The organism is Streptomyces polygonati (assembly GCF_042650325.1).
GTDB classification, from domain to species: Bacteria; Actinomycetota; Actinomycetes; order Streptomycetales; family Streptomycetaceae; genus Actinacidiphila; species Actinacidiphila polygonati.
On record NZ_JBHSBB010000001.1, the window covers coordinates 58,358 to 71,472 of the forward strand.

Annotated in this window: 11 protein-coding genes; 2 read left to right on the forward strand and 9 right to left on the reverse strand. The window is 71.9% G+C overall.

What is annotated here, in order from left to right:
- Position 1: 1 nt before the first annotated feature.
- Positions 2 to 1,465 (reverse strand): MFS transporter, encoded by a 1,464-nt coding sequence (locus ACFO3J_RS00225; RefSeq protein WP_386424495.1) that lies wholly within the window; start codon positions 1,463 to 1,465, stop codon positions 2 to 4.
- 151 nt (positions 1,466 to 1,616) lie between these two features.
- Between ACFO3J_RS00225 and ACFO3J_RS00230 the strand changes: the two genes are divergently transcribed.
- Together ACFO3J_RS00230 and ACFO3J_RS00235 are read left to right on the forward strand one after the other, a co-directional pair.
- On the forward strand, positions 1,617 to 2,525 hold the full coding sequence (locus tag ACFO3J_RS00230; RefSeq protein WP_386424498.1) for a helix-turn-helix domain-containing protein: 909 nt from the start codon (positions 1,617 to 1,619) through the stop codon (positions 2,523 to 2,525).
- A gap of 110 nt (positions 2,526 to 2,635) precedes the next feature.
- Positions 2,636 to 3,526: an aldo/keto reductase gene (locus tag ACFO3J_RS00235; RefSeq protein ID WP_386424501.1), complete on the forward strand. Its 891-nt coding sequence runs from the start codon at positions 2,636 to 2,638 to the stop codon at positions 3,524 to 3,526.
- A 78-nt stretch (positions 3,527 to 3,604) separates the two neighbouring features.
- On the opposite strand, the gene ACFO3J_RS00240 is transcribed toward ACFO3J_RS00235, so the two are convergent.
- From ACFO3J_RS00240 to ACFO3J_RS00275, 8 genes are all read right to left on the reverse strand, one after another.
- Positions 3,605 to 4,192 carry a short chain dehydrogenase gene (locus tag ACFO3J_RS00240; protein WP_386424504.1) on the reverse strand — a complete coding sequence of 196 codons (588 nt, stop codon included), beginning with the start codon at positions 4,190 to 4,192 and terminating at the stop codon, positions 3,605 to 3,607.
- Between the two features lie 32 nt (positions 4,193 to 4,224).
- Positions 4,225 to 5,316: an IS701 family transposase gene (locus ACFO3J_RS00245; protein WP_386424506.1), complete on the reverse strand. Its 1,092-nt coding sequence runs from the start codon at positions 5,314 to 5,316 to the stop codon at positions 4,225 to 4,227.
- A 112-nt stretch (positions 5,317 to 5,428) separates the two neighbouring features.
- Positions 5,429 to 5,791, reverse strand: coding sequence for an STAS domain-containing protein (locus tag ACFO3J_RS00250; protein ID WP_386424508.1), 363 nt, complete (start codon positions 5,789 to 5,791; stop codon positions 5,429 to 5,431).
- On the reverse strand, positions 5,788 to 7,896 hold the full coding sequence (locus ACFO3J_RS00255) for a glycogen debranching protein (RefSeq protein WP_386424510.1): 2,109 nt from the start codon (positions 7,894 to 7,896) through the stop codon (positions 5,788 to 5,790). The genes ACFO3J_RS00250 and ACFO3J_RS00255 overlap by 4 nt, the downstream gene beginning before the upstream one ends.
- Positions 7,893 to 9,728, reverse strand: coding sequence for an AGE family epimerase/isomerase (locus ACFO3J_RS00260; RefSeq protein ID WP_386424512.1), 1,836 nt, complete (start codon positions 9,726 to 9,728; stop codon positions 7,893 to 7,895). Before ACFO3J_RS00260 ends, ACFO3J_RS00255 begins: the two co-directional genes overlap by 4 nt.
- Positions 9,725 to 10,375, reverse strand: coding sequence for a DJ-1/PfpI family protein (locus tag ACFO3J_RS00265; protein WP_386424514.1), 651 nt, complete (start codon positions 10,373 to 10,375; stop codon positions 9,725 to 9,727). The genes ACFO3J_RS00260 and ACFO3J_RS00265 overlap by 4 nt, the downstream gene beginning before the upstream one ends.
- Before the next feature lie 110 nt (positions 10,376 to 10,485).
- The gene (locus ACFO3J_RS00270) at positions 10,486 to 12,120 is read right to left on the reverse strand and encodes a thiamine pyrophosphate-binding protein (RefSeq protein WP_386424517.1); all 1,635 of its coding nucleotides are present in this window, start codon (positions 12,118 to 12,120) and stop codon (positions 10,486 to 10,488) included.
- Between the two features lie 27 nt (positions 12,121 to 12,147).
- The gene (locus ACFO3J_RS00275; RefSeq protein WP_386424520.1) at positions 12,148 to 12,975 is read right to left on the reverse strand and encodes a type 1 glutamine amidotransferase domain-containing protein; all 828 of its coding nucleotides are present in this window, start codon (positions 12,973 to 12,975) and stop codon (positions 12,148 to 12,150) included.
- Positions 12,976 to 13,115: the final 140 nt, after the last annotated feature.

Below are 13,115 nucleotides of genomic sequence, written 5' to 3' on the forward strand. Positions count from 1 at the left end.
CTCAGGCGCCCACCCCCGCCGCGGCGGACGGTCCTGGAGCCGGGCGGCGCAGGAACAGGGAGGCGACGCAGAATCCGGCCACGATGATCAGCGCGCTGACGAGCATCCCGGCGTGCAGACCGCCGAGGGTCGAGTCCAGGGCGCGGCGGCCGGGCCGCAGCGCGTCCGTCCGGGCGGTGACGACGGCGGCCAGCAGGGCGACGCCGACCGAGCTGCCCAGGAACTGGGCGGTCTGCGCGAGGCCGCCGACCACGCCCTGCTCCTCGTCGCCGAGTCCGGAGGCCATGATGCCGATGAAGGAGACCACCGACAGCACGTGGCCCAGGCCCATCGCGCCGGAGGTGACCAGGAGCAGCGCGACACTGTCGTGGGTGGGCAGCAGCACCATGGCGCCGGTTCCGGCCGCCTGCACCAGCAGGCCGACGGGCAGCACGCGTTCATTGCCGCCCATGGCCTGGATGAGCCGGGAGGCCGCGCTGCCGGCGATCATGGCGGCGATGCCCTCGGACAGGAAACCGAGCCCGGTGACCAGGGGGGACCAGCCGAGCACGTCCTGCATGTAGAGGCTGAGCAGCACGGTGGTGCCGCCGCACATGCCGAAGGTGACGAATCCGGTCAGGCCGCCCCACTTGACGGTGCGCCGGTTGAGGATGCGCATCGGGATGAGCGGTGCCTCCTGGCGGTTCTCCACCACCAGCAGGGCGCCGATCAGCACCACGGCGCCGATCAGCGAGCCGAGGGTGGACGCGCTGGTCCAGCCGGCGTCGGCGCCGGTGGACACGCCGTAGACCAGACTGAGCAGGCCGGCGGTGGCCAGCACGGCGCCGGAGATGTCGAGCCGGGCCGCGACGCGGACGTCGTTGTGCGGCAGCAGGCTGCTCGCGCCGACCAGCACGACACCGCCGATGATCACCATGATGAGCATCGTCCAGCGCCAGTTCAGGCCGCTGGTGATGACGCCGCCGCAGATCGTGCCGACCACGAAGCCGAGGGAGAGCACGGCGCCGCTGACGCCGAGCGCCCGGGTGCGCCGCGGGCCCTCCGGGAAGGCGGTGGTGAGCAGGGCCAGCGCCGTCGGGCCGATCATCGCGGCCGCGACACCCTGGCCGGCCCGGGCGGCCACCAGCATCCACGGCGCGACGGCGAGCCCGGCGACCAGTGAGAACACGGTCACGAACAGCACGCCGGTCATGAACATCCGCCGCCGGCCGACCAGGTCGGCGACCCGGCTGAACAGCAGCAGCAGCCCGGCGGTGGGCAGTACGCAGGCGGTCATCACCCACTGGAGGTCGCCGGTGGTGCGGAAGTTCAGGTCCCGGCCGATCTCCGGCAGCGCGACGGTGACGACGGAGAAGTCGAGCGAGACCATGAACTGGGCGGCACACAGGACGATCAGGGTGAGCCATCCCCGTACGCCGAGCCCCGTGTCCACCGGGGACTGTTGGAGGGAGGTGTCAGTGACCACCGGAATGCCTTTCGGGGAGGGGAAGTGAGCTTCCCCTCCACCCTGTCCTCCCGCGCGGTCCGCAGTAAGCCACCCGGAATGCATACGCTGAGTCTTCCTACCACTACCAGGGGCAGGCTCGGCCGGTGCCCGGCTGGGCATACTGGGCGTCATGAGTCAGTCGCTCGAACTCGGACAGTTCCTGCGTTCTCGGCGGGCCCGCATCACCCCCGAGGAGGCCGGACTCGTGCACTACGGCGGGCGCCGGCGGGTGCCGGGCCTGCGGCGGGAGGAACTCGCGCAGCTCGCCGGGATCAGCGTCGCCTACTACATCCGCCTGGAGCAGGGGCAGAGCCTCAACGCCTCGGACGCCGTACTGGACGCCATCGCCCAGGTGCTGCGGCTGGACGAGGAGGAGCTGCTGCACCTGCACAGCCTGGCGCGGCAGCCGCCCAGGAACCGGCGGCGGGCACGCCCGGAGCAGCTCAGACCGGGCATCCACCTGCTGGTCGAGCGGATGGGCGACGTGCCGGCCATCGTCGTCGGCCGGAGTTCCGACGTACTGGCCTGGAACCGGCTGGCGCACGCGCTGCTGGCCGGCCATCTGGACTTCCACGCCCCCGAGCGCGCCGCCGACCGGCCGAATCTGGCCCGGCTGGTCTTCCTCGACCCGCACACCCGGGAGCTGTACGTGGACTGGAAGCGCAAGAGCCGCGACGCGGTGGCCTATCTGCGCCGCTCGGCCGGCCAGTTCCCCGACGACCCGCAGCTCACCGCGCTGGTCGGTGAACTGACCATGCAGAGCCGGGAGTTCCTGGGACTGTGGTCCTCGCACCCGGTGCGCAACTGCGCTTTCAGCACGCGGGACTACCGGCATCCGCTGGTGGGGACGCTGACGCTGACCGACGAGATGCTCCAGCTCCCCGACGACGGCGGCCAGCGCGTCGTCGTGTACACCGCGCAGCCGGGCTCCCCCTCGGAGAGCGCGCTGAAGCTGCTGGACGACATCAGCTCCGGCCGGTTGGAGACCAAGCCCTCGGCCGCGCCACCCGCCAAGCCCTCCTGGGCTCGGCAGCCGTAAGACCGGCGGGGGTCCCGGGGTCCGCCCAGCCACGGACTTGAGGCCGCGCACCGCGCTCCCCCGCGGTCCGCGCCGCCGGCCACCCCCGCCTCCAGCGAAAGGGAACATCCATGACCTCAGCCCGGTCCGCCCCCACCCCGGCCTTCAGCCTCGGCGGGGGCCTGCCGGTGCGCCGGCTCGGCTTCGGCACCATGCGGCTGGCCGACGACTTCGCCTCGGTGCACCCCGCGCCGGTCTGGTCGCCGCCGTCCGACCGGCGGCGGGCGCTGGCGGTGCTGCGCCGGGCCGTCGAGCTGGGTGTCCAGCTCGTCGACACCGCGGACGCCTACGCCCTGGGCGGCGGTGAGGAGATGGTGGCCGAGGCGCTGCACCCGTACGGTGACGACCTGCTGATCGCCACCAAGATCGGTACGGTGCGGCCGTCTCCGGACGAGTGGGTGCTGTTCGGCCATCCCGACTATCTGCGCCAGCAGGCCGAGCTGAGCCTGCGGCGGCTTCGGCTGGACTGCCTGCCGCTGCTCCAGCTGCACCGGATCGACCCGAAGGTGCCGCTGGCGGACCAGATCGGCGCGCTCAAGCGGCTGCGGGACGAGGGGAAGGTGCGCCACATCGGGCTGTCGGAGGTGACGGTCCGGCAGATCGAGCAGGCGTCGGCGATCGTCCCGATCGCCGCGGTGCAGAACGAGTACAACCTGGCCGCCCGGCGGCACGACGAGGTGGTCGCGTACTGCGAGCGGCAGGGCATCGCCTTCCTGTCCTACTTCCCGATCGCCGTGGGCGCCCTCAGCAGGGCCGGCGGCGCGCTGCGGAAGGTGGCCGACGCGGTGGGCGCGACACCGGCGCAGGTGGCACTGGCCTGGCTGCTGCACCGCTCACCGAATGTGCTGCCGATCCCCGGCACGTCGTCGGTGGCGCACCTGGAGGAGAACATGGCCGCCGCCGAGGTGGTGCTGGACGACGAGCACATCGCCCTGCTGTCGGCACCGGACTTCCGGGGGTGACCGGCCCCAGCGGCGCGCCGCGCGCCGGGGCCGGTCGTGGCGCGTCACCGGGTGGTGCCCGGTGACGCCCCGTGGCGCTCAGCGATGGCGGGGCACGAGGGTCATGCCGTTGACCGAGCCCTCCACCGCCTCGCGGTACTCCTGCGCGACGTCGTCGGCGCCGACCCCGTCGGGGTCGGCGACTCCGAATCGCACCTGTGTCTCGCGGACCCAGCCGGGACTGACCGCGTTGAGCCGGATACGGCGCGGCATCTCGGCGGCGGCCGCCCGGACGAACTCCTCCAGCCCGGCGTTGGCCAGCGAGCCGGCCGCCGCTCCGTGGATGGGGTGGGCGCCGGCCGTGAGCGTGATCGACCCGCCGTCGGTCAGCCGCCGGGCCGCGTGCCGCACCAGGCTCAGTTGGCCGAACAGCTTGGCCCGCAAGGAGCCGGTGAAGTCCTCGTCGGTTCCGTCCAGGAAGCGGGCCATCGGAACACTCGCGGCGCAGCTGACGACGGCGTCCACCGCCGGCAAGGAGGTTAAGGCCCGGGCGATGGAATCGGTGTCCTCCAGATCGATGGCGAGGGCGCTGTTGCGGGAGGCGCGGATTACCTCGTGCTCCTGTTCGAGCATTTTGCCGACCGCACTGCCGATCGTCCCGGTGGCACCGATGATCAAAATTCTCATACCGACACGCTAGTCAAAGGAGTTCCACAGGGTCAAGAAATCCATCGATGGGACAGGGACGAAGGCGAACCGTCTCTGGAGAGCGGACCTTTGGAGAGCCGGCTGAAAGCGAAAGCGGACGAAACCATGGTCATATGGTGGTGCCAGCCGCGGAAGGAACGGCCTTCGAAATCGCGCAGTCCGAAATCGCTCTCCATGGCCTGGACCGAGGCCCGGCTCCGGGCCTCCAGCGCGGCCAGTTGCAGCACGGCGTCGACCCGGTGGTGCAGCAGGCTGGTGATCCAGAACTGCGGGGCGCGGTGGTCGCGTCCCGGGCCGCCGCGGATCACCTGGACCGGCACACCCGCCCGGCGGCCGTCCGGAGCCGGCAGCGTGGTCCAGGCGGAGGACGGGCCGGGTGCGGCCGGTTCGCCGGGACCGAGCCACTGCTGGACGGTCCGGCCGTCGACTCCGAGCACGAAGTCGAGGCCGAGTTCGTCGAGTCCGCGGGCGAGTGCGGCGGCGTCGCAGTGGGCGGCGTCGGCGACGACCGGCCGGACCGGCAGCGACCAGTCCAGCGCCAGTTCGGCGGCCAGTTCGGCGATCTCGACGGCCTCCGGACGGGCGGTCACCGAGTCGGGTACGTACGCCTTCGCGCGGGCGTCCTCGTCGCTCTCCCATTTTCCGGAGAGCAGGATGCGCCAGTTCACCGGAATCGCGCCTTTCTCGTCGGCGAGGAAGATACCGATCCCGACCTGGCAGTTGATGGTGCGGCCCAATTCGGGGACGAAGCGCTGCTGGACGCCGACGGAGCGCTCGCCCCGTTTCGGCATGACGGCGCGATTGACCACCCAGGCCCGCGGACCGGTGCGCTCACCGACGTAATGACTGAGGCATTCACGGACCGTCGCCCATTCCCATGGGCTCTGATTGATGAACTGCTGGAGTGATTGGCTGACCGGTAGGGAAAGGGTGGATTCCGCGATCTTCCGTACGGACTTGCGCCCCTCCAGGAGCAGCAGTCCCCGCAGATAGACCTCGGCCCAGCGCCGCTGGTCCGCCCGCGGCACGGCGCTGAACACCTCGGCTGCGAAGGCGGAGAGCTCGTCGTGACCGACGGGCAGGAGTAAAGAGGGCGAACGCATGTGGCTCCAGGAATGCGGTAGTAGTCGGACTCGGGACGGCGGCGGTGCCGCTGCCGGGTGGAAGGCCCGGCACGGTCGCCGCCCGAGGTGGGGAGGACCGCCAGGACGCGCGTCAGGCGGCCGGCACCGTGGGCTCGGTGCCGGCCGGCCCGGAGCCGCCCAGTCGGCGGGTGATCATCGTCACCGTGCTGTCGAAGCCGGCGAACGCCAGAGCCCGCCGGACCGGTTCGCCGGCGTCCGCGATGACGAACGGGACGGCGGGCGGCAGCGTCTGCTGGGCGTAGGCGAGGCAGCGCACGCCGCCGGGGGCGATGGACCTCAGCCCGGCCATCTCGATCTGCAGCCGGTCCAGCGGGTGGCGGACCGCCTCGTCGACCAGGTCGCGGACGGCGGGCACATGGGCGTCGGTCAGGTCACCGGCCAGCCGGACGACGGCGGTCCCGCCGGACCGGCCCAGATATGCCTCGAATGTCATCGTTGCCTCTCTTCGAGCTCTTCCGGCTCCTCGGTGTGCGCCACCAGCACGACCACGCTGTGGTCCGCCAGCGGCAGGGGTGCGGTGTCGTCGACGGACGCCGGCTCCGCGCCGGGCCGGTAGGCGCCGACTGGGTCGCCGATGGTCGCGGAGGTGTCCGCGAACAGGTGCCAGCGCGTCCCGGGCGGCGCGGCCGGAACGCGGACGCGGCGCGGCCGGTCGGCGCTGTTGGCGGCCACCAGGACGGTGTCGGCCGGGCCGGCCGGCGGCTGCTGGTGGAAGAGTCCGACCACCAGCCGCGACCGCGCGGACCAGTCGGGCCGGTCCGGAAGGTCGCCGTGCCAGCTCACCGGCGGGTACGCCCAGCCGTCCGGGGTCCGGCCGTCGGGATGGTCCGGGCGGCGCAGCACCGGGTGCGCCCGGCGGAAGGCCAGGCAGCGGCGCAGGAACTCCACGAGGTCGGCGTTCCGGTCGCGCAGTGTCCAGTCGACCCAGCTGATCTCGTTGTCCTGGCTGTAGGCGTTGTTGTTGCCCCGCTGGGTGCGGCCGAACTCGTCGCCGGCCAGGAAGAAGGGGATTCCGTGGCTGACGGCCGGCAGCAGCAGCGCGTTGCGGGTCTGGCGGCGCCGCAGCCGGTTCACCTCGGGCAGCGCGCTGGGTCCCTCCGCGCCGCAGCTGAAGCCGTCCTCGTCCGGGATGCCGTCGGTGCCGCCCTGGCCGTTGTCCTCGTTGTGGCGGCGGCCGTAGGACACCAGGTCGGCGAGTGTGAAGCCGTCGTGGCAGGTCACGTAGTTCACCGAGGCGGAGGTGCCGCGTCCGCCGTAGAGGTCGGCGGACCCGGCGAGCCGGGTGGCCAGCTCGCCGGCGCTCGCGGTCTTCGCGGCCAGGAAACGCCGGACACCGTCGCGGTAGCGGCCGTTCCATTCCTGCCAGCGGCCGTAGTGCGGGAAGGAGCCGACCTGGTCGAGGCCGGTGGCGTCGGTGGCCTCGGCGATCAGCCGGCAGTGGGCCAGCGCGGGATCGCGGGCGATGGCTTCCAGCAGCGGCGGGTCGTCGGCCGGCCGGCCGGCGCCGTCGCGGGTGAGGATCGACGCCATGTCGAACCGGAAGCCGTCGACCCGGTACTCCCCGGCCCAGTGCCGCAGACTGTCCAGGACCAGTCGCCGGGTGACCGGGTGGTTGGCGTTGACGGTGTTGCCGGTCGCGGTGAGATTGAGGTAGCCGCCGTCCGGGGTGAGCAGGTAGTACGCCCCCGGGTCGAGTCCGCGCAGCGACAGGGTCGGGCCGCGGTGGTCGCCCTCGGCGGTGTGGTTGAAGACCACATCGAGGATCACCTCGATGCCGGCCTCGTGCATCCGCCGTACCAGGTCGCGCAGTTCGGCCGCCGCCGCACCGGGCTCGGGGCGGGCCGCGTAACCGGCCTTGGGGGCGAGGAAGCCCACCGGGTTGTAGCCCCAGAAGTTGGGCAGCGGTTCGCCGGTGGCGGGGTGGGTGAAGGTGTTGTCGGTCTCGTCGAACTCGAAGACCGGCAGCAGCTCGACGCAGTTGACGCCGAGCTCCAGCAGGTACGGGATCTTCTCGGCCACGCCCGCGTAGCTGCCCGGGTGGACCACCCCGGAGGAGGAGTGGCGGGTGAAGCCCCGGACATGGAGTTCGTAGATGACCAGCTCGCCGTCGGGAACGCGGGGCCGCGCTGGGGCGTGCGTACTGTCACCGCGGCCGGCGATCAGACAGCGGTAGGCGCGCGGCCGCCGTCCCCAGTGCTCCCCGCCGGCCAGCCCGGTCGCGTAGGGATCGAGCAGGAGCGGGGCGTCGGCGCGGGCGGCAGGACCGGTCGGGCGGTAGCCGTAGTGAACGGACGAGGGGTCGAGGTCCAGGACGGTCATGGCGAAGACGTCGCCCACCCGGTACTCCTCGGGGAAGTCCAGTTCGGCCAGGGTCGCGCCGTCCGACGGGTCGAGCAGCACCAGCCGCATCCCTTGGGCGGCGGGCGCGCCGACCGCGAAGTTCACCCCGTCCGGCAGCGCGGTGGCGCCCAGCCGGGTGGGGTCGCCGGGCCGTGTCCGCGGCGGGCAGGACCAGGGGGCCGGGCCGGCGGCGCTCATCGGCCGTTCTCGGCGGCCGCGCGCAGCCGGACCTGGACGGTCACCCGCTCGTCGGTACGGGGCAGGCGGACCGTCATCGCCCGCGCGTCGAAGTCGGTCCAGGGGGCGCCGTCGATCAGCACCCGGTCCACCGCGACGCGGCCGAAGGGCAGCATGTCGGGGGCCACCCGCAGCAGGCCCCGCGGGAAGTCGGCGTCGGGGCGCGGCCGGAACCAGAGGTCCAGCGGCTCGCGGTGCACCAGCAGCCGTGTGTAGACCTCGCCGAGATAGCACAGCTCGGCGCTGTGGTACATGCTCATCGAGTGGCTGCCCTTGAGTCGTTCGTTGCCGAGGATGAAGGGCGCGCCCTGGGCGAGGACCGTGAAGAAGACGGCGCCGTCGTCGTGGTCGAGGAAGAAGGCGTTGTAGAAGGCGAACGCCTCCCGGGCGTGCCGCAGATGGGCCTCGTCCCCGGTCCGGCCGGCCAGGATCAGGTAGGCGAGGATGGCTTGCTCCTGCTGCCACCAGGTCTTGCGGTCGTGCCAGGCGAAGGGGTGTCCGTAGCCGTCCGGCATCCGTTCGACGACGTCGTACCAGCCGCCGCGCCGCGGGTCGCGGCCGATGTCCGGCATGGTGCGCGCGATGCGGTCGGCGAGCGCGGTGTACTCGGGCTTGGGCAGCGCCGCGGACATCCGGGTCAGATTCCAGGCGATCTTCAGGTTGTGCCCCACCACCGCCCGGTCGCGCTGCCAGCCCCATTCGCGGTCCGGTGTCCAGTCGGCGTGGAAGCGCTCGAAGACGAAGGGGCTGCCGCCGGGCTCTCGGTCCGGCATATGGGCGCAGATCATGTCGAAGGTGTGCTCCAGCATCCGCAGATAGCGGTCCTCGCCGGTGGCCAGATAGAGGTTGAACAGGTAGGCGGGAGCGTGGTCGCCGACCGAGTTCCAGTTCTTGCGCGAGCGGTTGGGGCCCAGCGAGTCGTGGTGCGGGCTGAGGGTGACCGGGTCGACATGGGAGAAGTAGCCGCCCAGCCGGGGGTCGGCGAAGTGGCGGTCGAAGAGCCGGACGGTGCCCTCGATGTCGCGCAGCAGGACCGGATCGCCGGACACCCGGTAGGTCTGGGTGAGCCCGGCCAGCGCGTAGATCTGCTCGTAGGCCGGGATGGCCCGGTAGTCGTCGCCGAACTCCGAGGAGAACAGCTTGCGTTCCATGCCGGGCGCGACGTCCAGGCCGTGGTACCAGTAGACGGTGTCCTCGTCCGGGTCGGCCGAGCGCAGGTGGTCGTGCAGGTACGCCGAGCCGCGTTCGGCCACCTCCAGCGCGTCCTCGTCACCGGTGAGCAGATAGGTGCTGGCCATGCCGTACACCAGGCGGGAGATGGTGTCGGTCTCCTGGACATGGCGCTCGGTCTTCTCCCCGGCCGCCCTGATCTCGGTGCGGTAGCCGGCGAAGTCGACCGGTCCGGAGCCGAACTGGGCCCGGCGGTAGAAGCGGGCGAGCTGGCGCAGCTGGCGGGTCCACCAGCCGGAGGTCTCGGCGTCCCGCAGGTCGCCGGCGTCGCCGGCGAAGACCAGCCGGTCGGCCTGGAAGTACGGGCCCTCGGGCCGGGGGTAGACCGGGCCGTGGCTGAAGACCACGACTCCGGGGCGCAGTGATTCCCGGATCCGCCCGGTGCGGTCGGTGTACGGCTCGCCGAGGTTGCGCAGGTGCTGCGCGGAGGTGGTGCCGGTCAGGTGGACGGTGACGTCGTCGCCGCCGAAGGTGCGCAGCGTGAACACGTCGGCCCCCTGGTGCAGTACGTAGCCGCCGACCGTGTCGGAGAAGGTGAAGTCGATCCCGGCGCCCAACGTCACCGCCCGCTTTCGGCCGGGGCGGCCAGTACGGCGGTGGGTGCCGCGGGCGGGCGGGCGTCCGCCAGCAGTTCGACGAGGGTGCGGGCGAGCAGGTGGCAGTGGTCGACCGTGCGACCGGTCACCAGGTCGCCGTCGACCACCACGTCCTGGTCGACGTACTGGGCTCCCATGTTGCGCACGTCGGCCACGAGGTTGTTGTGGCAGGTCAGCTCGCGGTCCCGGACGAGTTCGGCCGCGGACGACATGAGCAGCAGGCCGTGGCAGGAGAACGCCTTGAGCAGCTTCGGCAGGCGGAAGGCGCGGCGCATCAGTTCGACCGCCGGCGCGTCGCGGTTCACGTCGTCGCTGTAGCGCAGGCGGTCGGCGACCATGCCGGAGGGCACGATCAGCGCGGACAACCGGGTCAGCGCGGCGTAGTCCAGCGCCTCCAGGTCGCCGTCCACGGTGAGCGGCGCGCGGTGCTCGTGCCCGGTGAAGGTCAGCGACGGCTGCCCCCACAGCCGGGTGAGCAGCCGCACCTCGGCGCCCTCCTCGGCGAAACGGCGCTGGTAGTAGGAGATCTCCGGTTCGACGTAGTCGCTCTCCATGAGCACTCCGATGCGCCGGCCGGAGAGTCGGCCCGGCGGCAGGGTGCTTGTTGAGGCCATGTCATTTCCTCTCGTGTCTCGGAAGGCCGGTCCGGCCGGGTCCCGGCCGCCGGAGGCGTCGCCGCCGGCGGCCGGGACCCGCGGACCCGGCGCGCGGGCCCGCGGCCGGTTCAGTCGATGACCAGATCGACCAGGTAGGGGCCCTCGTGGGCGAGGAGGGCGTCGACCGCGTCGTCCACCTCGCGCACCGCCGCCACCCGGCGGCCCTCCACCCCGAGCGCGCCGGCCAGTTCGCCGAACCGGATGTCGGGGTGGGACAGGTCGAACTCCGCCGGGTGCTCGTGCGAGGCCACCCCGAGGTCCTGCCAGTAGCGCTCGATGTTGGCGTCGAGCAGCCGGTAGCGCCGGTTGTTGCAGACCACGAACTTGGCGCCGATGCCGTAGCGCGCCGCGGTCCACAGCGCCTGGAAGGTGTACATGGCGGCCCCGTCGCCGGTGAAGCCGACCACCGGCAGGTCCGGGCGGGCCAGCTTGGCGCCCATCGCCCCGGGGATCCCCACCCCCAGCGAGCCGCCCCGGGTCTGGAAGAAGTCCCCCGGCCGGCGCGGCGGCAGGTGGACGCCCAGCGGTCCGGACGCGGTCAGCGCCTCGTCGAAGACCACCAGGTCGGACGGGGCCCGTTCGGCCAGCCGCTGCACGAACCGGTCGAGCACGGTGCCCGCCGGAGCCGTGGGCGCGGGGCGGCGCACGGGCGGTTCGGCGCCCCGCGGGTGGGTGCCAGCCCCGGCCGGCCCGGCCGACCCGGCCAGCCGGGTCAGCTCGTCGCCCAGCGCCGCCAGGGTGAACTTCGGGTCGGCGGCCAGCCCGAGGTCGGCGGTGAAGTTCTTGCCGATCTCGAACGGGTCCAGGTCGATGTGCACGATCCGGGCCCGCTCGTGGAACGGGCTGGCCAGTGCGGGGAACACCTCCGGGAACACATAGGTGCCGACGATGAGCACGCTGTCGGCGTCCGCCACCACCCGGGCGCTGTCGGCGCCGAACATATGGCCCAGCTGCCCGCCGTAGAGCGGGTGCGTGGTGTCGAAGTTGGTCTCGGAGGAGTTCACCCCCCACACCGGCGCGTTGAGCAGTTCCGCCACCCGGGTCAGCTCCGACTGGGCGCCGCTGGTGGCCACGCCGTCGCCCATCAGGATCAGCCGGCGCCGCCCGTCGAGCAGGGTGCGGGCGGCGGCCAGCAGGTCGGAGGCGGCCGGGGTGGTGCGGGTGGACGGCACCGCGGTGGGCACCGCCGGTTCGGTGGTGACCTGGTCGAGTACGTCGGCGGGCAGTACCACCACCACCGGGCCGCGCGGCGGGGTCATGGCGATCTTCACCGCCCGCCGCAGGGTGCGCAGCACCGACATCGGGTCGAGCACCCGGGTGGCGTACTTGGTCACCGGCCGGGCCATACCGACCAGGTCCGCGGCCATCTGCCCGTCCATGGCGTCGTAGCGGACGCCGGCTTCGCCGACCACCACCACCAGCGGGGATCCGCCGCGCTTCGCCTGGTACAGCATCCCGATGCCGTTGCCGAGGCCCACCCCGCTGTGCAGCTGCACCAGGGCGGGGCGCTGGGTGGCCCGGGCGTACCCGTCGGCCATTCCCACCGCGACCGTCTCGTGCAGGGCCAGTACGTAGGAAAGGTCCGATCGGGCTCCTTCGTCCAAAATGCCCTGTTCGACCGTTCCAGGATTTCCGAACATGTAGGGGATGCCGTCGGCAGCGAACTGCTCGAATATGGCGGCCTTTCCCGGCCTAGCTCGCATGGTCTCTCCTAGGGGGACCCGATTCCATTACCAGCCGTGCCGGCGCAGGCCGTTTTCCAGAACCTCCACCGTGAGTTCCGCCGACGGAATCGAGTCCGGCGTCGAACGCGCTGTGACGAACGGGTGGTCGACGATTACCGAGGTCTCCCGGCCGACGTTCCCGTGAAAGGCGCCGCCCGGCGCGGTCGCGTCCCGGAGGATGTACTCCAGCGGGTACGGCGGCGGGCCCATGTTGAAATCCACGCCGATGAAGCCGGTGCCGTCCTTGTAGTCGTACTCCTTGGGGTGACCGGTTACATGCTTGCCCCGCAGGATGCTCTCCCGGTCGTCGATGTCCCGGGCGAAGGCCAGTACGGCCACGCCGTAGCATTCGGCCAGGATCGGCTTGTCCGCCGCGACGAAGGCGAGCACCACCGCGTGCAGGCGCTCGTTGTTGGCGAGGTCCACGATCGGCCCGCTGCCGCCGACGATCACCAGCGCGTCGAAGCCGGACACCAGATCGGTGGTCGCGCCGGCCAGCAGGCGGTGGTAGGTCTCCAGTTCCCGCAGGTGGTTGATCGAGCTGTAGTAGGGACGCTCCGGGACGAGGTCGGCCAGGCTCAGCGGGTCGTCGAGCCGGCTGGAGCGGTCGATCTCGGCGGCGCGCCGGGCCATGTCCCGGGTGGTGACCGCGCGGCCGAGCGGCGGGTCCACGTACTCCGGGTCCAGGCTCGGCGGCAGCGCCTGCGGCCGCTTCCCGGTGGGCGTCATATAAGTGAGCCGATATCCGCGGGCCTCGAATACTTCGACGGGGCCGACGAGTTCCTCGCCCCAATACCCGTATTCGGAGAGTACGACCAATATGCGACGGGACATTAATCCTCCGCGATTGTCGTGACATGCTTCGGCCGGTCGGCCCGGCATGTGACGATCAGTCAACCCATCGCCGCACGGGGTGACAAGGGAGGTCGCTCAAGCCGTGACAAGTCCCTCGACTTAACCTAATGGGCCCGCCC

Excerpts from the sequence above, each read along its gene's own strand:
- ACFO3J_RS00230 (WP_386424498.1), top strand. The coding sequence starts at position 1,617 with ATGAGTCAGTCGCTCGAACTCGGACAGTTCCTGCGTTCTCGGCGGGCC.
- ACFO3J_RS00235 (WP_386424501.1), top strand. The coding sequence starts at position 2,636 with ATGACCTCAGCCCGGTCCGCCCCCACCCCGGCCTTCAGCCTCGGCGGG.
- ACFO3J_RS00240 (WP_386424504.1), bottom strand. The coding sequence starts at position 4,192 with ATGAGAATTTTGATCATCGGTGCCACCGGGACGATCGGCAGTGCGGTC.
- ACFO3J_RS00245 (WP_386424506.1), bottom strand. The coding sequence starts at position 5,316 with ATGCGTTCGCCCTCTTTACTCCTGCCCGTCGGTCACGACGAGCTCTCC.
- ACFO3J_RS00250 (WP_386424508.1), bottom strand. The coding sequence starts at position 5,791 with ATGACATTCGAGGCATATCTGGGCCGGTCCGGCGGGACCGCCGTCGTC.
- ACFO3J_RS00255 (WP_386424510.1), bottom strand. The coding sequence starts at position 7,896 with ATGAGCGCCGCCGGCCCGGCCCCCTGGTCCTGCCCGCCGCGGACACGG.
- ACFO3J_RS00265 (WP_386424514.1), bottom strand. The coding sequence starts at position 10,375 with ATGGCCTCAACAAGCACCCTGCCGCCGGGCCGACTCTCCGGCCGGCGC.
- ACFO3J_RS00270 (WP_386424517.1), bottom strand. The coding sequence starts at position 12,120 with ATGCGAGCTAGGCCGGGAAAGGCCGCCATATTCGAGCAGTTCGCTGCC.
- ACFO3J_RS00275 (WP_386424520.1), bottom strand. The coding sequence starts at position 12,975 with ATGTCCCGTCGCATATTGGTCGTACTCTCCGAATACGGGTATTGGGGC.